22 protein-coding genes are annotated in these 24,716 nt (G+C 37.1%); 12 read left to right on the top strand and 10 right to left on the bottom strand.

Annotated features, from left to right (window positions below):
* Positions 1–26 precede the first annotated feature (26 nt).
* Positions 27–248, top strand: coding sequence for a YtxH domain-containing protein (locus ESZ48_RS11420; RefSeq protein WP_223266428.1), 222 nt, complete (start codon positions 27–29; stop codon positions 246–248).
* Between the two features lie 54 nt (positions 249–302).
* On the opposite strand, the gene ESZ48_RS11415 is transcribed toward ESZ48_RS11420, so the two are convergent.
* From ESZ48_RS11415 to ESZ48_RS11395, 5 genes are all read right to left on the bottom strand, one after another.
* Positions 303–1,373 carry a response regulator gene (locus ESZ48_RS11415; protein ID WP_129017621.1) on the bottom strand — a complete coding sequence of 357 codons (1,071 nt, stop codon included), beginning with the start codon at positions 1,371–1,373 and terminating at the stop codon, positions 303–305.
* A gap of 2 nt (positions 1,374–1,375) precedes the next feature.
* On the bottom strand, positions 1,376–2,953 hold the full coding sequence (locus ESZ48_RS11410) for a sensor histidine kinase (RefSeq protein WP_129017620.1): 1,578 nt from the start codon (positions 2,951–2,953) through the stop codon (positions 1,376–1,378).
* Positions 2,954–3,340: 387 nt separating this feature from the next.
* A complete protein-coding gene (locus ESZ48_RS11405) occupies positions 3,341–4,390 on the bottom strand; it encodes a DNA cytosine methyltransferase (RefSeq protein WP_129017619.1) in 1,050 nt (349 codons plus the stop codon).
* Positions 4,391–4,393: 3 nt separating this feature from the next.
* The gene (locus ESZ48_RS11400) at positions 4,394–4,714 is read right to left on the bottom strand and encodes a helix-turn-helix domain-containing protein (RefSeq protein WP_190246248.1); all 321 of its coding nucleotides are present in this window, start codon (positions 4,712–4,714) and stop codon (positions 4,394–4,396) included.
* Between the two features lie 129 nt (positions 4,715–4,843).
* Positions 4,844–6,178 (bottom strand): phospholipase D-like domain-containing protein, encoded by a 1,335-nt coding sequence (locus tag ESZ48_RS11395; protein WP_129017617.1) that lies wholly within the window; start codon positions 6,176–6,178, stop codon positions 4,844–4,846.
* Between the two features lie 446 nt (positions 6,179–6,624).
* On the opposite strand from ESZ48_RS11395, the gene ESZ48_RS19320 reads away from it, so the two are divergent.
* The 7 genes from ESZ48_RS19320 (at position 6,625) to ESZ48_RS19315 (ending at position 12,616) form a co-directional block, all read left to right on the top strand.
* Complete coding sequence (locus tag ESZ48_RS19320) at positions 6,625–6,762, top strand: hypothetical protein (RefSeq protein ID WP_190246247.1); 138 nt, start codon at positions 6,625–6,627, stop codon at positions 6,760–6,762.
* Between the two features lie 6 nt (positions 6,763–6,768).
* Positions 6,769–7,020 (top strand): hypothetical protein, encoded by a 252-nt coding sequence (locus tag ESZ48_RS11390; RefSeq protein WP_129017616.1) that lies wholly within the window; start codon positions 6,769–6,771, stop codon positions 7,018–7,020.
* Positions 7,021–7,368: 348 nt separating this feature from the next.
* Complete coding sequence (gene ku / locus ESZ48_RS11385; RefSeq protein WP_129017615.1) at positions 7,369–8,142, top strand: non-homologous end joining protein Ku; 774 nt, start codon at positions 7,369–7,371, stop codon at positions 8,140–8,142.
* Position 8,143: 1 nt separating this feature from the next.
* Entirely contained in the window at positions 8,144–10,567 is a 2,424-nt protein-coding gene (gene ligD / locus ESZ48_RS11380; protein ID WP_129017614.1) for a DNA ligase D, read from the top strand.
* A gap of 423 nt (positions 10,568–10,990) precedes the next feature.
* Positions 10,991–11,935 (top strand): helix-turn-helix transcriptional regulator, encoded by a 945-nt coding sequence (locus ESZ48_RS11375; RefSeq protein ID WP_129017613.1) that lies wholly within the window; start codon positions 10,991–10,993, stop codon positions 11,933–11,935.
* 195 nt (positions 11,936–12,130) lie between these two features.
* Complete coding sequence (locus tag ESZ48_RS11370; RefSeq protein ID WP_129017612.1) at positions 12,131–12,400, top strand: hypothetical protein; 270 nt, start codon at positions 12,131–12,133, stop codon at positions 12,398–12,400.
* Positions 12,401–12,445: 45 nt separating this feature from the next.
* On the top strand, positions 12,446–12,616 hold the full coding sequence (locus tag ESZ48_RS19315; protein WP_190246246.1) for a hypothetical protein: 171 nt from the start codon (positions 12,446–12,448) through the stop codon (positions 12,614–12,616).
* An 86-nt stretch (positions 12,617–12,702) separates the two neighbouring features.
* Here ESZ48_RS19315 and ESZ48_RS11365 read toward each other — a convergent pair whose 3' ends face one another.
* The gene (locus tag ESZ48_RS11365) at positions 12,703–13,191 is read right to left on the bottom strand and encodes a YciE/YciF ferroxidase family protein (RefSeq protein WP_129017611.1); all 489 of its coding nucleotides are present in this window, start codon (positions 13,189–13,191) and stop codon (positions 12,703–12,705) included.
* 317 nt (positions 13,192–13,508) lie between these two features.
* On the opposite strand from ESZ48_RS11365, the gene ESZ48_RS11360 reads away from it, so the two are divergent.
* Positions 13,509–14,978, top strand: a complete 1,470-nt coding sequence (locus ESZ48_RS11360) for a glycoside hydrolase family 130 protein (protein WP_129017610.1) — start codon at positions 13,509–13,511, stop codon at positions 14,976–14,978.
* An 11-nt stretch (positions 14,979–14,989) separates the two neighbouring features.
* Here ESZ48_RS11360 and ESZ48_RS11355 read toward each other — a convergent pair whose 3' ends face one another.
* On the bottom strand, positions 14,990–17,293 hold the full coding sequence (locus ESZ48_RS11355) for a glycosyltransferase (protein ID WP_129017609.1): 2,304 nt from the start codon (positions 17,291–17,293) through the stop codon (positions 14,990–14,992).
* A gap of 382 nt (positions 17,294–17,675) precedes the next feature.
* On the opposite strand from ESZ48_RS11355, the gene ESZ48_RS11350 reads away from it, so the two are divergent.
* Positions 17,676–18,239 carry a DUF6642 family protein gene (locus ESZ48_RS11350; protein ID WP_129017608.1) on the top strand — a complete coding sequence of 188 codons (564 nt, stop codon included), beginning with the start codon at positions 17,676–17,678 and terminating at the stop codon, positions 18,237–18,239.
* A 235-nt stretch (positions 18,240–18,474) separates the two neighbouring features.
* Positions 18,475–20,613 (top strand): catalase, encoded by a 2,139-nt coding sequence (locus tag ESZ48_RS11345; RefSeq protein WP_129017607.1) that lies wholly within the window; start codon positions 18,475–18,477, stop codon positions 20,611–20,613.
* Positions 20,614–20,776: 163 nt separating this feature from the next.
* Here ESZ48_RS11345 and ESZ48_RS11340 read toward each other — a convergent pair whose 3' ends face one another.
* The gene (locus tag ESZ48_RS11340) at positions 20,777–21,379 is read right to left on the bottom strand and encodes an alpha-ketoglutarate-dependent dioxygenase AlkB family protein (protein ID WP_129017606.1); all 603 of its coding nucleotides are present in this window, start codon (positions 21,377–21,379) and stop codon (positions 20,777–20,779) included.
* 206 nt (positions 21,380–21,585) lie between these two features.
* Positions 21,586–21,747, bottom strand: coding sequence for a DUF1328 family protein (locus tag ESZ48_RS11335; RefSeq protein ID WP_129017605.1), 162 nt, complete (start codon positions 21,745–21,747; stop codon positions 21,586–21,588).
* A gap of 234 nt (positions 21,748–21,981) precedes the next feature.
* Between ESZ48_RS11335 and ESZ48_RS11330 the strand changes: the two genes are divergently transcribed.
* Positions 21,982–22,428 carry a hypothetical protein gene (locus ESZ48_RS11330; protein WP_129017604.1) on the top strand — a complete coding sequence of 149 codons (447 nt, stop codon included), beginning with the start codon at positions 21,982–21,984 and terminating at the stop codon, positions 22,426–22,428.
* Positions 22,429–22,644: 216 nt separating this feature from the next.
* Here ESZ48_RS11330 and ESZ48_RS11325 read toward each other — a convergent pair whose 3' ends face one another.
* On the bottom strand, positions 22,645–24,210 hold the full coding sequence (locus ESZ48_RS11325) for a M20/M25/M40 family metallo-hydrolase (protein WP_129017603.1): 1,566 nt from the start codon (positions 24,208–24,210) through the stop codon (positions 22,645–22,647).
* Positions 24,211–24,716: the final 506 nt, after the last annotated feature.

Genomic DNA, 24,716 nt, shown 5'->3' with positions numbered 1-24,716 from the left:
ATATCAAGGGCATTTATCTTATCTTTATGATTAGAAAAAATAACTTAAAAACAGATAAAATTATGGAAAGATGTAATGGAAAATTAATGCTCGCTCTTTTAACAGGTGCCACAATTGGTGCTGGACTTGGAATTCTTTTTGCGCCATATAAGGGCAGTAAAACAAGAAGGAAAATTAAAAGATCAGTTACAGATACGTCCCAGAACGTGTCAGAATTTGTAAAAGACGCCAAGGATGCCATTCGCTAAAATGCATTGAATTAATGAAAAAGAAAAATGGGATAATATCCCAAGGAAAAGACCTTAACCGAACATCACAATATGTTCTAAGGTCTTTTTCTCTTTTATAATGATCTCTCTTCTCACACCAAAGGATATCAGGCCTTCCTCACTAAATCGGGTCAGCATGCGAATGGCCGTTTCCGTTGCCGTGCCAATAAGGCCTGCAAAATCTTCCCTTCCTATACTGATGCCATTATCGTCATCATTGATTAAAATACGTTGGTCATGTATGTCAAGTAATGCTTTTGCCGCGCGTTGTCTCACGGTGGCATAGGCGACGTTGACCATGAGTTCTTGAACATCTACCAAATTATTGGAAAGTAAGCTCATGAATTTATTGGCAACAACGTTGTTTTCTTTTATAAGTGAGGTAAAGTCTAATTTAGGAATTTCATAAAGTACAGCATTTTCCAATACCGCAGCCGATTCAATATAAGTGCCGTTGTCTGAAAGTAGGGATAATTGCCCTATAAAGTGGCCAGGACCGCACAAACCGGTTACGAATTCCTTGCCCTTTTCGGTGGTTTTAAACGTCTTTATTACCCCACTTTCTATGAAGTATAAAGTGTTTGCCGCATCACCTTCCATATAGATAAGATCTTTGGTAGTGTAATTTACCGGATTATAATCTCTAGACAAATGATCTAATTCCAAATAGGATGAAGCTGCTTCAATAAATTGTGAAACGCCTTCTATTGACCTTGAAAATTCTCTTCTTAAGAAATCATGTCTTTTTAACCTGCCTTCAATAGCTTCCAATAATTCCGTTTCAGTAAAGGGTTTGGTCAAATAATCATCGGCACCCAGATTCATGCCTTTTCGCATATCTATTTTCTCGGTTTTTGCCGTCAGGAAAATAAAGGGAATGCTCGATGTTTGGGCGTTTTTGTTCAATTCTTCAAGTACACCGTAGCCATCCAGTTCTGGCATCATAATATCACAGACAATGACATCTGGCAAGAGTTCTTTTGCACGTTCAACCCCTATTATTCCATTTTCTGCGGAAGCGACCTCATAACCTTCGAGTTCTAAAATATCTGCTGTATTTTCACGAACATCTTGATTGTCTTCAATAATGAGTATTTTTTTCATTTTTATTTCTGTATTGGAAGCTCAACCGAAAAGGTTGTGCCGTTATTTGGTTCACTATTAAATGTTATGGTGCCGCCCATTAATTCTGTATAATGTTTTGCAATATTTAATCCCAGTCCGGTGCCTTCAATATTGAAGGCATTTTTTGCCCTAAAAAAACGCCCGAACAAGTATTTTTGTTCATCCTGCGGAATACCTATCCCTTGATCGGAAATTTCCAACAAAACGGTTTTATTTTTTTCTGATATATTAAAATCGATTTGGGAACCTTCGGATGAATATTTGGACGCATTCGATAATATGTTATTAAGGATGTGGTTTAATAATTTCACGTCAAGATGCACAAACAGTTCTTTATTTTCGCTTGATACGTTTATGGTCTGGTTCTTCTTTAAAGTGATATTGGTCTCCTTGACCAATTTTTTAGAATAGGAAATCAAATCAAACTTTTTATTAATGGGCATTACCGCGCCTTCATCCATTTTGCTTAAGGAGAGGAAGTCGTTGAGGATAATCGTCAAATTTTTGACATTTCTTTCTATTCGAGCCAAGTATTTTTCTCTTTTCTCGGTTTTGCCATCGCCGTTTTGTTTGCCAATTAAAATTGCCGAAGTGAGGATCGCACTCAAAGGTGTTCTAAACTCGTGGGATGCGAGAGACACAAAACGGGATTTCATATCATTTAATTCCTGTTCTGATTTTAACGCGTTTTGAATGGTAAACTCAATTTCCTTTTGTTTGGAAATATCATTATAAACGTGCAGGGAACTACTTATTTTATTGTTTTTGTCCGTCAGTGGTGCGGTGTTTACAGCGAAATATCTGTCTTTATAGGTGACTTCAAAAGAAAGATGTGTTCCTGAAAGCGTTTTTCTAATGCTTTCTTTGATTTGTGATTTTCGTTCATCGGAAAAAACAGAAATATCGTCAATGGATCTGCCTTCTTGATAAAAAGGTTTTAATCCCAATTGCTCTAAAGCGTCTCCATCAGCAAATATTATTTTTGCCTGTTCATCCATGACTGCCACAAAACCATTCGGGAAATTTTTTGCAATTTCCGAGGCTATGTTTTTACTCGTTACCGCTTCGCCTTCAGCCAAATTGGTAATTCGTATTTGATCTTCAAGGCGTATGTTGGATTCTGAAAGTTTCTGGACTGTTTCCATGACTTCCTGAGTGCGCTCTTGTACCTTCTGTTCCAATTCTTGCGCGTATTCTTTTTCTTGTGTGGCATCCCAAAAAAAGGCGATCGTGATATCTTCTCCATCGATTATTGCAGGACTAATGCGGAGGTTTAAATAAAATGTACTGCCATCTTTTTTAATGCCCCAGAGGTGTCTTTCTCTTTTAAGGCCTGGACCTCTTTTTTTAATATAATTTTTATAAAGATGCTTATATTTTTCTGGAATGAGAATATCAATATTTTGATCATTCAATTCGCCAGGATTATAACCAAAAAGTTGTTCGCATGCCGGATTTGAGGTTAAAATATCGCCATCTTCATCAACAGCAATAATCCCTTCACCTGATGCTTCAAAAATATTCTGAAACAAAACTTTATTCTGGATTTTGTTTTTCATCTACAAATAGTTAAGAAATAGGAAGTTGGTTTTATCATTTCTTCAGATTTTATAAGTGCTTGAGTATACTATGTCCTATAATTTAATAGGTTTCTCGCCTAAACGATGACTATTGGCCTATTGCATAAAGATAATCTGATTTTATATCATTCATGATGACAAACATCACTATAATTTCTATAAGTTGTGTGATATTTGAGCCGATATGCTAATTTTCTCAAATTTATGGAAAGTCGGATTAAGATGAAAATCCATCAATATCGCTCGTATATTTTTTAGACAAATTCAGGCAAAGTCGAGTTCAAAACGTCGATTTTAAGCATGTTGCAAAAGTAAGCTCTTGAGAATTATTTATTAAACTGGCTTTAGATAGGAAAACCCATTTCACTACGAAAGTGTATTCTCTATTTTCAATTTTTTATTAATCACCAGCTTTTGTTTCTTTTCGGCTTCCCCAATCTGAGTTTTGATACTAAAGGCAATATGTTTGGCAAGGTTTACGGGCACTGCATTTCCGATCATTTTATATCCTGCAGCAACCTTGTTATAATGGAAAATGAAGTCATTTGGAAAGGTTTGAATTCGCGCGCATTCCCTAACACTTAACCGTCTATATAAATCTTCCTTTCCGGGAACGAAAACACGAACATCCTGTTCTATAAACTTCATTTTTGGAGCTTGTGGATGGATAGGCGCATGGCGTCCACCGGCCTGGATGGTAAACGATTGTTCATCCCAACTTCTCACGCGGTTTCTAGACATATAAATGGTTGAAAAACCGCCAATCATATATTCGTGATTTGGAATGGTACAGTCATCGCCATTCGTATTGTTGAATTCTAAGGCAGGTAGAGCACTTTCGGTTAAATCTGAAATTGCAGATTCCAACGTTATTTTTGGGAATGTTTCCGTTGGAAATAGATACTTGAAATCCAAATCTTTTCTAATACCGATAAAAAACACTCTTTTACGATCTTGTGGTACCTCATAATCCGCTGCATTTAGCATTTGAAATGAAAGTTCATAACCCATTCCTGCATTCTTGAAAAGCTCTTTAATCCCATCTAAAGCTTCTGAGTGTTTTGAAATCAGCATGCCGCTCACATTTTCGGCTAAAAAGAATTTTGGTTGTTTGGCTTCCAATATTCTGATAAAATCATAAAACAATTGGCCTCTTTGGTCTTTGATACCTCTTGCTGCCCCTGCTGCGCTCCAGCTTTGGCAAGGAGGACCACCAATGATGCCATCACATTCAGGAACATCGTCTGCGGGAATATCCATAATGCTTCTCTTGTCAAGTGTCGTTTGGGGATGGTTCTTTTCATACGTTTCCCAAATCTCCTTATCGTATTCATTGGCCCAAACCACATTGAAACCCGCTTGTTGGAACCCTAAATCCAGTCCGCCAGCGCCGGCAAAAAAAGATACTATTTTCATATGCTATGGTGTTTGGATGGATTTGTTGAGAGTTCTTCGGTATTCGGCTTTTTCCTCTGCAACTTGTAACAGTTGTTTGGTGCAATTTGTTTCATAAATATGTTTTCCAATCTGGTCCGTAATATATTCATTTCGCAACTCTATAGTATTGAGATTAAATATTTTCGCCAATTTTGATAAGCGTTTTTCATCAAAGTCTCGTTTTCCGTTTTCAATTTTGCTCAAGTTCGCAGTGTCCAAATTTAATTTGGCCGCAAGTTGGGTCAAAGTTAATGCGTTTTCGTTTCGTAAAAGTCGGATGTACTCTCCAAAGGTGGTTTTCATGAGACTTGTCATTTTTTGACAAAAATAAATGTTTTAAAGGAATTATCGGGTAGGGTGCGGCGAATTTAAAGTTCTCGTTCAAACATGAACAGACAAACAGACTGAATCTCATGGAGGATACTAAAATCATTATTTAACTTGAATCGTATCCGATTCATTTTTTATCATGGCGATATGTTCTTCAAACAACTTTAAAATGCGCTCGTTTTCAATAATAACATGCATTCCGACTTCGCAATGAATGCCTTCATAACTCAAGTCTGGCATATTTTTAAAACGCGAAATCTTAACCTTATCGAGATAGATAAATTGGGTTGGGGTGAAATTGTAGGTGCAATAGATCAGTTTATTATCAATTATGATGAATTTTGAATGCAGGTGTTCGTTCACAAAATATTCGACGTTTTCTGTAAGCGCGAGCTGGGCGTAGAACTGTTGAAAATTATTGGTATTTAATGGTTTTCTGAATGCTATGCCTTCAAAATTCTTTGCTTCATCGGCTGAAGGGGCGAATGTTTGTGACAAACAAGTGACGTGCACGCCTTTATTTGCCATAGCTATAACGGCACCTAAAATACCCTGGCGGGTTTCACTTTCCGTAATTGTTGAATGGTATTTGGCATTGAATTCATAATTGAATGCGGCTAAATGTTGTGCACAAATGATGATTCTTTCTTTCGCTGAACGTATATAATCGGTCAATGTTTTGTCTAAGAGATTTGCGGAATTTTTATAAAATGGTGCGGTGATAAATGAGGAATCTGCATTCTTAAAATCAATGGCTTCAAAAGTATTACATATTGTATTGTAACTTTTTTTATAGTCTTTAATGGTGATGGAATTACGGATTAAATCGCTGTAAAAGGATTGAAACGCATCTTCATAAGCAGTTTCGTCTTGAATACAAATCATGGATTCATATTTCACTAAATCCCTGACGGCTAAATTTGAAGAACTCAATACAATTATAGAACCCGTTTTTTTCTTTATATAAGCCGATTTAACATGCAGCGAATACGGTAAAGCGCCTCTTGAAAACTTATTCACAAGCGGACTTCTGACGTATAAATGGGGGAAAAAGTAAATATTGAAATTCGGATAGGCTTTGGAATGGTACATTTCTGCAAATATGTCCTTTGCCAGATCATATTTTGTCACGCTTTTTTTTCGTCTTTCTCCTGTAATCAGGTCTTCTAAAACTTGCGGTTTTGAATGGTCATAACCTTCTAAAGGAATGGTAATAACGTTCACTTTAATTCCGTTTTTGGAAAGCGCTTTAAGGTAATCATGTAGGAATCTATTGTTGTACAAATACCAAGACATGTTGATTTCTTCAATATCCTCCTTTTGAGCTTCAAGAATGGCAATGAATTTCTCAAGTAAAAATGGAGATCCACCTTGCTCATAAAAACAAAACCTTTTTTTATAGTTGTTGGGGCCATCAAAAAAAGCTTTAAAAGGCATATCAAGGGTGTTTATTGAACTGGTACCTTAGGTTATTTAACGGATTTAGGTTTTGACATCTATAGAGCTGAGGGGCTGTACTTAATCGCGTCGACTTAGTTGAAAGATAGGTAAATATTCAAAACGGCGCAAGACGCGCATGAGATTGATGCATATCTCATTTTTTCCGGTGTCAGAATAATACTTTTAGATAAAAAAAGAGTTTTCAACTTTTGATTTTTGCCCAATGCAATTTGTTTTATGAGCAACTTTTCTTGTGAATTGAACTAATCATTCAATTCGATAATTGATAATTTTGAGATCTAGCGTCAAGAGTGAAGTCTGGATTTACTCATTTAGTTGTTGCACTCAAAATTGCTCGTGCGTCAAAATTATTTCGAATTAAGCTAAAGTGGGACATCCTTATTTGATACATTATACATGTTAAACTAAAAAATGAAAATATTATGAGCGACAAACAAAAGGATCAGGAAACTGACAGAGAAGAATCAAGTACAAAACATGCTAGGGGAAGTACAAAAGTCCATAGTGAAAAAGACGACTCTAGCGAAGATGGCTTTAAACCAAATAAACCTAAAAAATAATTAATTATGAGTTTAGATAAAGAAAACAACAAGCACCGCGGCTATACTGAAGACAGTAAATTAAATACTGGAGATGATAGTTTAGAAGGAAGATGGAGTAATATTCAAGCGGATTATCGCAAAAAAAATCCGACCATTACTGATGATGATGTCGATTCTAAAAAGAGGAATTTTGACCAAATGATCGCAAGTATTGCCCGACGTACGAATCGCAGTACAACAGAGATAGAAAAAGAGATTAGGGATTGGGATTCTTAATTCATCATTTTACACTTTGCAATAGGTTTTTCTATTACAATGTATGATTGCCTAAAAACCACGGATTTCATTTTTAATTCATGGTTTTTTTTATGTTATAGGGCTCATGAAAACTTATATAAACACTATGGCTTCTTAAAAATGGATTGACCAATAATTTTGACCAACGGAATTTCATTTCTACTAAATGCAGTGATGTTAGGTGTTATGGTCACTCAAAAGGGGGAAGATACCTAATGATTTTCTTGTTTTTAGGTTGCGTAATTTTCGATTACGTTAAAATTTTCTCTTTTTGAACGCTTTGGTCTCCAATACATTGTTTAAATTTTGCTTATAAAAAAATAAATTATGAAATCAGTTTGGAATGGCACCATCAGCTTTGGACTCGTATCGATTCCTATAAAAATGTATTCGGCTTCAGAAAGTCGTACGTTGGATTTGGACATGTTGGATAAACATGATCATGCCAGAATTAGATATAAACGGGTCAATGAGGATAGTGGAGAAGAAGTGGAATGGAAGAATATCGTGAAAGGTTTTAAAAAGGACGACGCCTATATTGTGCTTGAAAAAGAAGATTTTGAAAATGCTAATGTCAAGAAAAGTAAGACCATAGATATTGAGGAGTTTGTTGAAGCTTCTGAAGTGTCGGACCTACTTTTTAAAAATCCCTATTATCTCGAACCTCAAAAAGAGGGAGGAAAAGCCTATAATCTTTTGCGGGATGTCTTGAAGAAAACAGGGAAACTTGGGGTGGCCACTTTTGTCATGCGGCAGAAGGAAAATCTATCGCTCATTGGCGTATATAAAGATGTTATTGTCTTACATGTTATCCGATTTGCCGAAGAGATTAGAGATACTAAAGAGGTTAAAGTCCCTAAAACCAAAACTTCTAAAAAAGAGATCAAAATGGCGGAAACCCTGATCGAGAATTATACTGAGAAATTTGATTTCAATAAATACAAAGATGTGTATAACAAACAGCTGCTCAAAATTATCGAATCAAAGGCTTCGGGTAAAACAATCAAAGTTGAAAAATCAGAAAGTGAGCCGACTGCTGCTAAGGATTTGATGGCAAAACTTAAAGCCAGTTTAGAGCAAGGCAAAAAGAAAGCCTCATAGCATGAGCCTCGAAGATTATAGAAAAAAACGAAGTTTTAAGGACACGCCAGAGCCCAAAGACCTTATTGATCATGCCAATAAATTCCGTTTTGTGATCCAACGCCATCGCGCGAGCCATTTGCATTATGATTTACGTTTGGAAATGCAAGGCGTCCTAAAGAGTTGGGCCGTTCCTAAAGGACCGTCCATGAATCCTAAAGACAAGCGCTTGGCCGTCCATACCGAGGATCATCCGGTGGCTTATCTAACTTTTGAAGGGGTCATTCCTAAAGGAAATTACGGTGCAGGGAAGATGACCATTTGGGACGAAGGCCATTATGAAAATCTATATCCTGAACAAGAGCTGTCTTCTGATTATGCAGATGGCAAATTAAAAATTGTTTTCTACGGACAAAAACTTAAGGGCATTTTCACTTTGGTGCGTTCGTCGTCCATGAACAAAAAAGACCAATGGCTGCTTATTAAACATGCTGATGAATTTGCCACCGAATTGAATTACAACGCTGAAGATTTTGTTTTAGAGTCATTTTCTACTTCGTCAAATCACAAGAGCTCAGCGCTTAATTTGAAATCGTTTGTTAAACCCATGTTAGCGTCTCCAGGAACAAAGATATTTAATGATATAAACTGGATTTATGAACTGAAATATGATGGCTATCGCGCTTTGGCAAATATAGAATCTGGTCACGTAGAGCTATACTCCAGAAATGGTATTTCGTTAAACGAGAAGTTTAAAATAATTCACGATGAGCTGGGTGCCATTGATCATACCGCTATTTTGGATGGCGAAATAGTGGTGTTGGATAAGAAGGGAATTCCACAGTTTAGTGCTTTGCAGAATTATCAGTCCGATTCAAAAAAGGGAACTTTGGTATATTATGTCTTTGACCTTTTACATCTCAATGACCATGACACAATAGAACTGTCGTTATTGGATAGAAAGGAGTTATTGAAGTCCTTAATATTAGAGTTTTCTCATATTCAGTATTGTGATCATGTGGATGCGATGGGAATTACGGTTTACGAACAAGCGATTGCCATGGGAATGGAGGGCGTTATTGCCAAAAAAAGCAGTTCCACTTACGATCCTAATCTAAGAACTACCAATTGGTTAAAATTTAAAAAAATTGAAGACACTGAAACCATCATTTGTGGGTACACTTTATCAAAAACAAAATCACGAAAATTTGCTTCTTTGATTTTGGGAATGGTAGAAGATGGCGTTTTGGTATATGTGGGCACCTGTGGCACTGGCTTTTCAGAGATACAAATTAATGATCTCTATAATAAATTTGAAGTCCTAAAAACTGAGACACCTGCATTTCAAATCGGTCAACATCTCAAAGGGCGCGAAGCCGTCTGGATGCTTCCAAAATTGGTTTGTGAGGTACGGTTTTCGGAATGGACGCCTTCAAATATCATGCGCCATCCTGTTTTTTTACGCCTGAGGGAAGATAAATCCATTGCTTTTGATTATTTAGAAACCACAGAATCAGTCAAAAAGACCAAGACGATAAAATCCGAATTTTCATTGGAAGTTGATGGCATTCAAGTACAAATTACCAATCCCGATAAACTCTATTGGCCTGACGCCAAGCTAACCAAGTATGACCTTTTGGACTATTATATTAAAATGTCCGACTTTATCCTTCCGTATTTAAAGGACCGTCCTGAAAGTTTGCATCGCCATCCTAACGGGATCCAAGGGGATTCCTTTTACCAAAAGGATCATGAAAATCTTCCGGCTTGGATTGAAACAGTGGCTATTGCTTCAAAATCCTCAGAAAAAGAAATCAATTATCTATTATGTCAAAACCAAGCCACCTTACTTTATATGAATAATTTAGGGTGTATTGAATTGCATCCGTGGCATTCTACTATTTATCAACTGGACCGCCCCGATTACGCCATTATAGATTTAGATCCCTCAAAAGAAAACACTTTTGAACAGGTGGTAGAAACCGCATTGGCAACAAAAGCAATCTTGGATATAGCGAAAGTAGAAGGTTATTGTAAAACTTCAGGAGCCTCGGGGATGCATATTTATATCCCCATGGGTGGCTTGTATTCTTATGAAGAAGCCAGAGATTTCACAAAATTATTATGTGTGTTTATCCATGAGCAATTGCCTGATTTGACTACTTTGGAACGTTCACTTAAAAAACGAGGCCCAAAAATTTACTTGGATTATTTACAAAACCGCAAAGGACAGACAATTGCATCTGCCTACAGTGTAAGACCAGAAAAGAACGCCACAGTTTCCACGCCCTTGGATTGGTCAGAAGTGAAATCTAGTCTCAAAATTACTGAATTTACGATAAATTCGGTTCCGGAACGGGTCAGGGACAGGGATGAGCCATTTATAAAAATTTTAGGAAAAGGCATCGACATGGAGAAAGCCATTGACAACCTTATGGATTCCTGAAATATTTTTTTTAGAGCTATTTATTGGATTTTTAGAACTCTTTTCATGAATCGTTTAAGCTTATCTTTAATATATAGTTCAAATCAATTTAAAAAAAATAAAAATGGCTACACAAGACAAAAATCAGAAAAAGGAAGCACCTAAGAAGGACGACAAAAAAAACGATCCTAAAAAATCACCTTCTACGAGTAAATCCTCCTCAACATCAAAGAAAAAATAAATATATTTTTTCTTCACCAAAACTCCTGCCAACATCATGTTGAGCAGGAGTTTTGCATTTAACCAGTCACCAAACAATAGATTAGTGGTTTTAGTGCTATGTGGTTTACGCTATTATAAATAGGAATCGGGATAATACTAATTTATAATAAATTGCAAATTTGTACTCCTGACTAGAATTACCAAACATTAAAAACTTTTACTATGAATGGTTTATATAGTTTTGAAATTCGGGAAGGTCAAACCAGCAATGGTCGCTATTTTAAAGGGTCAATAGAACGATATGCCCTTAATGACCACATTGAATTCTACGGTTTTGAATTAAAAGCGCTCCATGATTTTACTATCTACCTGAAATCAGAAAAGGATTCCGCACTCTATATGTGTTTTAATTTGGCGCCAAAATCGCCATTGACTTTAAATTGCGACACGAATAATATTGTGATTCCTTCATTTTCGAGCGTATTGATTCCTAATAATGAATCGGAAACGATGTCTTTTAATTGTGATCCCCATACCAGTTATGATTTTCTGATTTTGAGAATTCAGCGTTCACATCTTACTGCCGAGCAGCTCTCTTTATTTCAATCCTTACAACAGGATACTATATTTATGGATGTTTCGACTCCTGAAAGAGTACTTCTGCCCAATTTGGAACTCTGTGAGATGGCAAGAAGAATCAAAAACATCGATAAGACCACGTGTGAAAATAAATTTATAGCGCAAGGGTATAGCCACATTTTGATGGGTTTAAAGATTAAGGAATTTCTCAGTTGTTCCAATAAAATGGGCGTCCTTCAACCTTTCGAAATTCAGCAGTTAAAGAATATCTCCGAGGAAATCAAGGAAAATCCCCAACATGAATACAGTATTAAGGAACTGTGCAAAAAAACCGGTTTGTCGGTTTCAAAACTTCAATTGGGCTTTAAGGAAATGCATCAGTGTACGGTTGCTATTTTTATCAGAAATCAACGGTTGGAGAAAGCCCTGGTATTGTTGAGAAACACCAATTTGAACGTTTCTGAAATTGTATATTCCGTGGGACTGACCAGTAGAAGTTATTTTTGTCGAATATTTAAAAAGCGTTTTAAGTGTACGCCTAAGTGCCATCAACAAAAATTAAAAGAGAGCCTCCGATTGGTGTCCTGAAAGGTCATTAATTGAACAAGAACTCATTCTTAATCTTGGCGTTTGAGTTGTCAAGAACATAATTCCAGCCCGATAGTGCTTTGATTAAAATAATTGTGAATTGAAAACCTAGAAATGGATCAATTTTTATGTTGTTTAGGTCAATATAATTCGTAATGTATTTGTAATTTGATAGTTCTTAAATTAAAATACATCATGAAAGATCAAGATAATCGGCTAGAAACTCCAGAGGATAATAGTAATAAAAGGCATTCTGAAGATCCAGTCAGCCTAGACATGGAAGAAAAATGGCTTGAGGTAAAAGCTGAATATCAACAAGTGTATCCCATGTTAACAGATAAGGATCTGGAACTTTTACCAGGGAAATTTGGCGAACTGACGGACAGAATTGCGAGTAAGACCCAGAGATGTCGCTCAGAAGTCAATAATGAAATTAGATATTGGAATACCGATCTTTTACCATGAGCTTGAATTTCTATAATTGGAATATTAATTTTAAAAACACATACAATGACTGATAAAAAGAAAAACACAGACTTTGATCCTGAGAAAGACAAAAGTGTCGATAAAGGCGTCTTTAAAAAGAAACATCACGATCAATATGGCGGAAATCCTGGTGGTAAAGACCGAGATTTAGCGGGACGTGCGACGAAGGAAAGGGACGAGAAACTAAAGAAATAAACGTCTCATAGAATGAGAAACGACTTTAAACTAAAGTAAAAATCCCGAATAAATCGGGATTTTTTTTTGCTAATTGATAAACTTCATTATTTTTCTATCGCTTTTCTGTTAAGACGTTGTTCTGCCATATCATTCAGTTTGGTGTCCGCACCGTGTTCTTCATCCAAGGTTTCTTGAAGTATGGAAGCAATTTTTTTATGTCCCAATTCTTTGGCATATCTCACTGCGGTCCCGTAACCTGATATTTCATAATGTTCCACACGTTGCGCCTCAGCAATGAGCCCAGCGTTGTTGACATCTTCATCTTTCTTTTCATTGATAAAACTTTCCGCTTCCTTGATCAAGCCTTGCATGGCCTTGCAGGTTTCGCCTTTTAAATCGATATCTAATTGCTTACCGACGTCCTCCAAACGTTTTTTCTGATTTTTAGTTTCTTCCAAATGGTCTTCAAATGCTTTTTTAAGTTTCGGATCAGTGGCGCTTTTGACCATTTTAGGTAAAGCGGCGATCAATTGGGTTTCGGCACTGTATAAATCCTTAAGTTGATGTTCAAATAAATCTTCTAATGTTTTCATGATTGTGTTTTTTATTGTTTCTATAAAATTAAGGCTTGAAGCTGAGATTGATGTGCCTAAAACGTTGGATTTGTGATCGAAAAAGAATAGTGATCGTTTTTCCGTGTTAAAATTTTTTCAAGCTTCACGAAAATAGAGATCACGATAACAATTCATAGATAGGTGAAGATGTTTCCAGGTCTTAAATAATGGCAAGGTGTTCAAAAATATCATAAAAACCTTGAACCTTTGTCCCGATAATATGGTCGGTTAATAAATTATTGAAAAAATAGTCCCAATCGAATTCATTCAATTCCAATTTTTAGTAACTTGTCTTCATGGGAATAAAAGTGCAACGTAAACCTTTAAAATTTACACCAGATGCATCGCGAGTGGTCACGCGTTTTTTTAATAACGGAGATATACGGACCAAGCAACTTATCTTGAATATATTGGAGTATTCTGAAACTAAAGTTGCTGACGAACTAGCAAAAACTCTTCAGGAATTTAAAGGAAGACATCGAAATCTTAAAAAAATATTTAAACAACATTGTGAGAATTTTAAAGATTTGATCTCTCAAATGGGAATCAAATATGAGCATTTGACCGAAAACCAGAAAATGTTGATCGGTGCCTATAGTACCATGGAATATTCGCTGGAATCTGCCGCGCTTTTTAATCCGTCAATGATTGAAGATCTCGATCAATCTTTTCTTAAAGAGGGAGAGAAACGGGTGATTATATCTTTTAGGGCGACAGGCGAAGGCCATTTGTCCTCCATCGTTTTTAGAAGAGGCATTTTAGACGAGGAGAACAATCTTCACATCCTAAAAGTTAAAAATCACATTGATCTTCCAGAAGTAGGATACAAGATGTCGTATGACAAACAGCGCTTTGTTGAGAAAATGCAGGAAATTAAAATTCCTGATCAGTTTATTTCAGAAATTATGGATCCTTTACCTAGTCATTTTGAATATTATGCACTTAAAGACTCGGTAAAAAAAATATTGGACGACAATAAAATTGACTCCGCCAAACAATTGGCGCTTTCAGAGATGACTTGGTTGGTTGATTCTTATTATGATTTGACCTTTAGCGAGTTGAATGATATTTCAGAACGTGTGATATTCCCGAATTCTCCCGCAGAAAGCAGAGGCATTGAGGATGCCCGGTTTGTTCGATTTACCGATGATGATGGAAGCGAAACAATTTACGCGACCTACACGGCATATAATGGCCATACCATCATTCCGAAATTACTGAGCACCTGCGATTTTTTAGATTTTAGGATCATGCCACTTCACGGGAACGCCGCACAGAACAAAAACTTCGCATTGTTTCCCAGAAAAATAAAAGGGAAATATGCCATGCTGGCCAGAGTTGACGGGTATAACAATTATGTGGTGTTTTCAGACCGTATCACCTTATGGAACAATCCCATAAAAATTCAAGAACCGAAATTTGCTTGGGATCTGACCCAAATAGGAAATTGTGGCTCTCCTATCTATACCGACGAAGGATGGCTGATCTTGACCCATGGCGTGGGACCAATGCGCCGTTATTGTATTGGGGCTTCGTTACTCGATTTGGAAGATCCTACACGCGTCATCGGTCGGTTAAAGGAACCTTTGATTTCACCGAATAAGGAAGAACGCGAAGGCTATGTGCCAAACGTGGTCTATTCCTGTGGCGGCATGATTCATAATAATGATCTTATTATACCTTATGCCGTATCCGATTATTCATCGTCGTACGCCACCGTTAATCTGTCGTCGTTATTAGAAGAACTCAAGAAATCCATGGATTAAAAAACAGCGTTCTAATTTTCAAATGCCATGCGCGCCAATAAATAACTGACGGTCGATTCCGCACCTTGATTCAAATTGACATTTTTTAGCTCCAACCCATCAAAACATCCCGTGGTACAAGGGTTATAGATAATTTGTTTTAAGTGGTTATTTCCCATAAACCAACTAAAAGCCAATTCCATCTTCTTTTCGTATCCTTCATTGGAGAACACCTTGTGAAAATTTTTCAAAGCCAAAATGGTATAAGCCACATCAATAGGTTGTTGTCCGCCTAGGGAACACTCCTTAAGCGAATCGCCTCTCAAAAACCAAGTCTGATTGGAGATGACCTTAAATTCCTCATTTCTAAAGAGATGTTTGAGCAAGAAATTGAACGATTCAAAAGCGATAACTTTATATTCTTCCATCTTCGTCAACTTGTAAACCTCAAGCATAGCTTCTGGCAAAACACTATTGCCATAGGTGAGATACGGTTCAAACCATTTCCAATCATATGCTGATTCAGCGTGGTACATTTTGGTGAGCTTGGATCCCAATTTGCGAAGGGTGAAATTATAAACTGAATCTGATTGTGCCAATCTCGATACCGCAATGCCCTTAATCATAAATGCTATAGCTCGAGGTGAATTGCAGTGGATGGCATTGGGAATGTATTCTTCAAAACATTCTCTGGCGCGATTAAAAAGATAAGCATAACTGGCAGGGATAAGATTTTCAATTTCCAAGAGCTGCCCGAGAGCCCAAATAGCCCGACCGTTGGAATCTTCAAGATTGACCTTATCATTCTGTTTGGTAAATGTGCTGTTTTCGTCAACATAATTAAAAAACCGACCATCATGCCGTTGGCAATTTAAAATAAAGCTAAAATATTTCTTTAGGGCCGGTATAAGGCTGTTGTTTTTGGTAAGTTTATAATATTCACAAATTACAATGAGCGCTCTTGCGTTATCGTCTAGCGTATATCCCGAAGTAATATCCGGCTGATTTAATTTCGCAAATTGAACCAGTCCAATTTCGGTGGTCATTTTATGGAGATGGTCCAATTTTAATTCCGGTTTTTGATATTTCAGTTCTGTAGAGTCCGCCAATTTTTGAAATAATTGCCCATGCGCCAAAGCTGAGTTTTCCCAAGAGTTCGCTGAAGAGGCATGAAGTCCATTCAATCCCAGATTTTTTCGATAGTGTTTGTCTTTTAAAAGCGTTCGTAAGTGCAACGTTAATTTTTGACTATCTCCAAAATCAAATAACAGGCCTTTATTTTCAGACAAAAATTCCTTGGCATGGGGTATAGGTGTTGAAATAATAGGACAGCCGCAACTCATGGCATAAGCAAAGGTGCCACTTACAGCTTGGTTCGGATCCTTGGAGGTGAACAGATAAATGTCTGTAAGTTGAAGATATTCCAACAAGGTGTCTAACGGTAGAAATTCATTGACAAATTTAACGTGTGATTCAATTTTTAAATCTTTTGTTTTTTGGACCAAAAACTCCCGATAGGTTTCCCCTTCGTGCTTAGCTAAAGTGGGATGTGTTTTTCCCAAAACCAAAAAAACTATTTTCGGAAATTCCTTAACCAATTCTGGAAGCGCATCCAAAGTGGTTTCGATACTTTTCCCCGGGCCCAAAAGTCCGAAGGTGGACAACACGGTTTTTTGATCAAGGTCATATTTCGTTTTTAATTTGTCTTTGTTTTTATGTCTGATCAAATGGGTTCCGTGCGTAATCACCTTAATTTTCGATGGCGCTATGCCATAGGCTTCCGTTAATATGGATTGGGACGTTTTGGTCATTACGGTCACACTTTTTACGCAAGAAGCAATGGCCCTCACATGCTTTTTTAAGAGAGGATCCGGATGAGGTATGACGGTATGGAATGCGACTACCGATGGTTTTCCCAGCGATTTTAAAAACTCTATAAAATTCTCGGAATAGCCATTGTACAATCCAAATTCATGTTGGATCATGACCAGTTTAATGGTATCATCCAAGTTGATTTTTGATGAAAGTTTTTTATAGCTCTCAACAGAATCTGTATTTAAACTGTAGGGGAAGCGTTGCGATTGCTCGAGCGGATGTTTATCATCGTAAAGTGGACATATTTGTATTGAACAAGAATCTCCAAAAGCTCTATTGACACTGTCCATCAAATCTTTTGAGTAGGTTGCAATGCCACATTCACGCGGTGGAAATGTGCTGAGCATTAAAACTGATGCCTTAAGTTTTGGACTGGTCGGTGTTGTGATTGTATCTTGTTTTTTCTTTGGAAAAAACAATCTTTTTGAGGTGACGGATTCTTTTAGGTTTAAAGGTTCCATGATATAGGTTTTGGATTAAATGGTACGTGAGATTGAAATTACTTCAATTGTAGAATTGTAAAGTGCTCTATCAATCGAAAAATGAGCCTTAAAAACCAATGGGTTCGCGTTGAAGCTTTCAAGTTAAATATTTTGGGGATTAGGTCAATGGAAAGCAGTGGCTATTGAGGAAATCGTTAAAAAATAATTGATATTTACATTCGGGGATTATAACTTTTAAGGTGTTTTTATGAACTAGTTTTGGATAGCTGATGCAACGCGGGAAACAATTGTTCAATAGATGAATCAGAATGAAATATCAGATGATTCTTAAAATCCTTGCTAAACACATTCAAAAGCAGCAGTTTTGTGACTTATAAAAAAAAAGAGAAAGCAATAATTTATGGAAGACGAACAATTTATTTTCTGTTTGGAATCGGTTCCAGATGTGGAGACCGACCATGACACAGAAGTCGTTAAAGCCCTTGAAAAAATTGCGTTGCAGCATGATATCGCAAGTATTTATAAAACCTGCGATACCATTGAAGGATTAGAGGAAAGCTTGAACACGCTGCTTTATGACGATCATAACTTCAAGGATTATGAAATTATCTATTTGGTCATGCCAGGAGGTCCAAACAACATTCAGATAAATAATTATTTTTATAGTATCGAGGAAATCGCCGAACTTTTTGAAGGGAAAATGAAAGGTAAAGTGATCCATTTCGCTAATAAAAAAATATTGGAGTTATCCGATGAGGAGTCCCAATACTTTTTGGACATTACGGGTGCACGCGCCATTTCAGGATACGGGAGGCATGTTAAAGAAATTCCAAGCTATAGAACTTTGGACATTGCTTTCTTTAGTATATTCCAGGATCATCATGATCTCAAAGAAGCGGTAGAAGAACTATTCCAAAAGCATTATGACCTTGCCAAAACGTTGGATTTTAGGTTGTATTATTAAATCCTTCAAATTCTCTCCATAGTTCGTAATCTATTAGTTTTCAGAGCAGTTTAGTCATTAAAAATTTTCTTCCGTAGCGTGTAAGTCGTTTTAACAAATTTCCTCATAATAATTGTCATTCTTATGTAATGCGTCATAATATTAATTTTTTGGGCTAATTTTCTGTTTGATTTAATTCGAACTTTAAGGTTCATTACTTCACTGGTGACTAAGAATATTAATAAAACATGATTCTATGGACAATAAGAAAACAGAAAATTCTGGTTCAAAAAAAACAGAAGATTTAAAAGGTTTCGTCACGGAAACAAAGGATACAACCATGACCACTAACCAAGGTCTAAAGGTTAATGACACTAATAACTCCTTAAAATCGGGAGAAAGGGGTTCTACCTTACTCGAAGATTTTTTATTGAGGGAGAAAATCACCCATTTTGACCACGAAAGAATTCCAGAGCGTATTGTACACGCCAGAGGAAGTGGAGCACATGGTTATTTTGAATTGTATGAAAGTATAGCAGAATTTAGTAAAGCTGGAATTTTTACAGATACCTCACGCAAAACTCCAGTTTTTGTGCGTTTTTCAACGGTAGCAGGTTCTAAGGGCTCGACGGATTTGGCAAGAGACGTGCGAGGTTTTGCCGTAAAATTTTATACCGATGAAGGCACTTGGGATTTAGTAGGCAATAATATGCCCATCTTCTTTATACAGGATGCCATGAAGTTTCCGGACCTGGTCCATGCCGTAAAACCTGAACCTAATAAAGAAATTCCTCAGGCAGCATCGGCACACGATACATTTTACGATTTTGTAACCCATGCGACGGAAACTTTGCACAACCAGATTTGGGCCATGAGCGATCGTGCCATTCCACGTAGTTTAAGAATGATGGAAGGATTTGGAATCCACACGTACCGGTTGATCAATGATAAAGGGGAATCGCATTTTGTGAAATTCCATTGGAAACCTAAATTAGGCGTGCATTCTGTAACATGGGATGAAGCGGTAAAAATAAGTGGTGCGGATTCAGATTTCCACAGAAGAGATCTGTGGGACGCGATTGAGGCTGGACATTTTCCTGAATGGGAATTTGGAATTCAGATTGTGGCCGAAGAGGATGAGCACAAATTTGAGTTCGATCTTTTGGATCCTACCAAACTGATTCCAGAAGAAATGGTGCCGGTAAAAATCATTGGAAAAATGACCCTCAATAAAAATCCTGAAAACTTTTTTGCCGAAACAGAACAGGTTGCATTTCTACCTGGGCACATTATCCCGGGAATTGATTTCACCAACGATCCCTTGTTGCAAGGGCGATTGTTTTCGTATCGGGATACCCAGTTATCACGATTGGGATCACCTAATTTTCATCAAATCCCGATCAACAGACCAATTATGCCAACGCATAATAATCAGAGGGACGGCCATATGCAAATGGACATTCCAAAAGGGCAAACGGCGTATTTCCCCAATAGTCTCAGTGGCGGATGTCCGCACCTTTCAAAAATGTCTGAAGGTGCTTTTACGTCTTATGAGGAACGGATTGATGCAAGAAAAATCAGAACCAGAAGTGAAAGTTTTTCAGATCATTTTTCGCAACCCGCATTGTTTTATAGAAGTCTCTCCGATTGGGAGCAAAAACATGTCACCGATGCCTATATTTTTGAATTGGGCAAATGCTTGAACCAAAACATTCAGGAACGTATGTTATATATGATTGCACAAATTGATGAAGACCTTTCTCAAAAAGTAGCCAAAGGTTTGGGTCTCAAGGTTCCAAAATCCGTTGATGGTCCCGTAAATCAAGCTATTGGTGCCGATGCGGATGTCTCTAAACATCAACCACCTAAAAAGAAAATTTATTTGGATAAATCCCCCGCTCTGAGTCAGGCAAAAACTAAGTTTGACAGTATTGAGACGCGACAGATTGCTGTTTTGATAGCTGATGGATTTTCTATGAAGGATTTTAAGAAAATGACTGAGGCACTGAAAAAAGAAGGAGCCATGATTAAAACCGTAGCGCCGCATGGAGGCACGGTTAAGAGCGATGATGGTCAAGAACAAAAAGTGGATGCGGCTATAATTACTACTGAAAGTGTCCTGTATGATGCACTTTACGTTCCAGGTGGAAAAGCATCCGTCAATGCTTTGAAGAAGGAATCAAAATTCATCAAGTTCATCAACGAAGCTTTGAAACACTGCAAAGCTATTGCTGCCGATCATGAAGGTGTTGATTTTTTAGAGGCAACCTATGTTTCCGATTTTAAGGATGACGTGGCAGTCTGTTTGAATACAGAGCCTTCAAAATTTATTAAGGCCATTGCACAACATAGAAATTGGGACCGGATGAAAAAGGCTGAAAAAATTCCGGCTTAGAAATTTTTGTAAGGGATGAAAAGAGCGTAAATCCACCCTCTTCTTCATCTGAATTTTGAAAGCGCATTTCAATTAAGACCAAGTCACTGAATAAGTGGCTTGGTTTTTTAGTTTGTTGAAATTTGATTTTAGAGAGTGTAAGCTTTAATACCTGCCTCAGAAATTAGGAGACAATCGTGCGAAAGGTTAAATTAATTCTAGGTGTTGATACTTTCTTGGTAGGAGGTAAGCGGTGCTTCCAATGCGCTTGGGTCTGGTCTTTCATAATCAGTAGACTTCCATTTTCCAACACGAGGGAAATTGTATGATTTGTAACCTTATGCCTAAATGAAAATTTCCGAGCCGCACCAAGACTTAAAGAACCTATGGCCGCATTCTTTTTTAAATCTTTTTCATCATCACTGTGCCAAGACATGCCTTCTTCTCCCGTATGGTATAAATTGAGTAAACAGGAGTTAAAGGTTTCTCCCGATTTGTTTTCGACGATTTCTTTTAATTCTAAAAGTTCTTTGGTCCATGGCAACGCCAATTTGGTGGTTTTGGAATAGGTATATTGAAATGGTTCATCGCCATACCAGGCGACCTTACGTTTTGTCACGATCAATTTTCCGAAAATAAGGACTTGGTCATTTTCCCAACGACTATTTGTTAATAAGTGGTCGAAATAATGATCGGCACTTTTAGGATCCAGAATGCTTCCATAATAACGGACTTCTCCATCAATGGGTAACATATTCGCTATGGGCGAGGGGTCAAATAAGTCCATTCTTTAAAATCATATAATTTTCTTCAGTAAGTCGGAAGCAAAACTTTCAAAGAATATAAACAACACGTCGTTCATTTTAAAACTTCAGGCGATAAATGTCTGAAATTATAAATCGGCGTTTATGTCGTGCCGACGTCTTCTGACTTCTGATAGTTATTTCGACGATAACGTACGAGTTCTAAACCCAATAAGCTTTTTAATGCCGATCAAAAAATCTTTTTGAACAGTAAAAAAGCGATAATGGCGCCAATAATAAATATAAAAAAGATCACTTTGGCAATACCAGCAGCTGCATCAGAAATTCCTCCAAATCCGAAAATTCCAGCCACAATTGCAATAACGATACAAACAATAAACCATCTTAACATAATAAAAGTGTTTTAGGATTAATAAATAAATGACTAAAGATTGTCATTAAATGTGAAGTAGATTGTCGCAATAAATACTTTGAGTTGCTGTATTAATTTAAGAGCTGAAATTTGTGGTTTCTGATAGTATTAATAATTTACTTAAATCAATAGTGTCAAAAATTTGCTTTATAAGGTTCAACCTATTGATTGGTGATCACTAACTTTCATAAGGAATTTAAAAACGACAAAATTATGGACACAAATAAAGATAAGCGGAATTACGATAGAGACAAGGAACTACAAAATCAGGGTCTCGACAAAGCACAACAAAGTCAAGATGGCAAACCCACTGAAAAAGGGTCAGATCAAGACAAGAATCAAAAAATCACTGGAAATCCAGAACGTCTTCACGATAATGAACACCGAATGGACAAACGGACCAACGATGTTCAGGGGGAAGTGGATTACGGAGAAAACCGACATCAGCCAAACGAGAAACCTGATCGCCAATTAGAGAGTCGTTGGACAGATATTGAGAGTGACTATAGAAAACGGTATCCAAAACTCACCGATGAAGATGTCAATTACAATTCAGGGGATTTTGAACACATGACCAATCGAATCGCAAAACGGACCAATAGAACCTCACAGGATGTCACCAATGAGATCAGGGATTGGGATAGGAATCATCTAAAATAGATAGTCTCCTTCTAGTAGATATGATTGCATATCAGCCTTTCAACTTTTCAGATGGCTGGTTTTTACTATCATAGAAAAATCCAAATGCTCTCATGTTAAAAGTAAATTACTAAGCTGGAATCTACGAACTTTCAGCCTTTTCTAAAGCACAACAGCCATACAATTTAAAGCATGGCTGTTTTTCTTTAGAAATTTTATCCCATCTGTTATCTGGAACTAAAATTGGCTTTTTTGTGCCTTAGGCAATTCTTTTCGAGGAACTTTTTGATCACTCATTGCAGCCTGATAAATCAAACCGGCCATTACGGTAGCCGCTTGTTTTAAATCATCTTCCACCAAATGATCGTAGCTGTCCATATTGCTGTGATGCGTTCGGGAATTATATTCTACCTCATCCTGAATAAATTGGAATCCTGGCAGACCAACACCGTCAAAGGATAAATGATCTGTTCCTCCAGTATTTCCCGCAGTTATGGTCGTAGCTCCCAAATCTTCAAAAGGGCTGAGCCATTTCTTCATGATATCACGGGCGGCTTCGTTTTCTTGTAAATAAATGCCATTGATACGTCCCGTACCGTTATCGAGGTTGAAATAGACATTGAATTTTTCATGAGCGGGCTTTAGTTTCATATCTTCTCTATTGGCAAAAGTTTTGGACACATAACCTCTAGAACCGTGTATGCCTTGTTCTTCTCCTCCCCAAAGTCCAATACGTACCGTGCGTTTTGGTTTGATATTCAAGGTCTTCAAAATCCGCATGGCTTCCATCATCACGGCGGAACCAGCAGCGTTATCTGTCGCGCCAACCGAACCTTGCCACGAATCTAAATGCCCACCAATCATCACCACTTCATCTTTCAGTTTGGGGTCTGTACCCGTAATTTGACCTATCACATTATAGCCTTTCTCTTGATCTGTATAAAATTGAGAATCGACTTCTAAATCCAGCTCCACCGGTTCATTGGCGCGAACCAATCTTAAAATCATATTATAGTCTTCCAAAGCCATTGCGATATCCAGAAAGTTTTCCGGGGCGTCCATGGCATGTGACCCTCCTTGTTGAACAAAGACAGTTCCGTCATGATTTCTCGGCGAAGAACTAATGATGGCCACAGCGCCTTCTTCCCTGGCAAGATTTCCAAGTATTTCGGCTTTTTTTCTGGACTCTCTCCAAGACTGAATCCATTTTTTTCTACGCTCTGCCATTCCTATAGTATCCGCTTCTTTTTTGTTCAATTGAACAGCTCCCAAAGAATCTAATTCGGCTTTGGTATAGCGCACTAAATCGGCTTTATCATTCAATTTGTATTCGATTAATTTATCCATAGCCAAAATCTTGCCTGCAAGTTTTCCTTTGTAGTTATTAACCAGAGCAGTACTATCTGCTTGAGGATCGATAAGGATAACTGTTGCTGTTTTCAGACCGTTGGTGCCGCTTGTCCAAGATTTTGGAAATGCAATTATTGGTTTGTACCAAGGGGATTTCATAGCGATATAGAATTTTTTCAATTCCCATCCTTTTCCAAAATCGCCCCATTCGTCCTTCGCCACATTTTCAAGTCCCCACGCTTTTAATTGATCCATCGAATAATCCATAGCCCTATAATATCCAGGACTATTCATCAATCGAGGGCCGCTTTTTTCAGTGAGATGGAAAGCGATATCCATCACTTGCGAGTTTTCTATTCCTTCTTTTTTGATTTGCTGCATTACGGATGCTTCCTGTGCAAAGAGTACGGCTGGAATAAATAATAGCCATAACGCAAAAGTTAGTTTACGCATAATTTTAAAATTTTAAGAGTGTATCTCCAAGAGTGAAGGGTTTTTAAAGATATCATTTTCAACTTGAATAGTCAAGAGAGATTTTGAATATATTTCTGCTTCATGTGGTCATTGTGATATTATGGATTAGGAAAAATGATTTTTTTTAAATATGACACGCTCAACCTTGTTTTATCCTTCAACTACTTTCATTTATCTATTTCCAGACGGATCTCGTAAATTCCATTGTTGCGAATAATAATATTCCGTTAACTTAAAAATCTTAGAAATTTAGATGATATAGTATTAGTTATGGATAACAGACTATTATTATGCTAAGTGTGTTCGGTCTAAATTTGTAGGTTTGTTTTCAAAGAAAATATGAGATAGAGAAAACAATTGATTGGATTTAGTTATCTTGAAAGTAATCTGTTTAAGGACAATTATATTTTTGTGTTTGAGGTTTACAAGTAAGGGAGCCTTAGGCAAATTACGAATAAATGAAAAGTACAAGTTTCGGTTTCAGA

It is taken from the genome of Gelidibacter gilvus (genome assembly GCF_004115975.1).
GTDB classification, from domain to species: Bacteria; Bacteroidota; Bacteroidia; order Flavobacteriales; family Flavobacteriaceae; genus Gelidibacter; species Gelidibacter gilvus.
The sequence above is the reverse complement of the archived record's forward strand: the minus strand, read 5'-3'. Positions and strand labels throughout refer to the sequence as shown.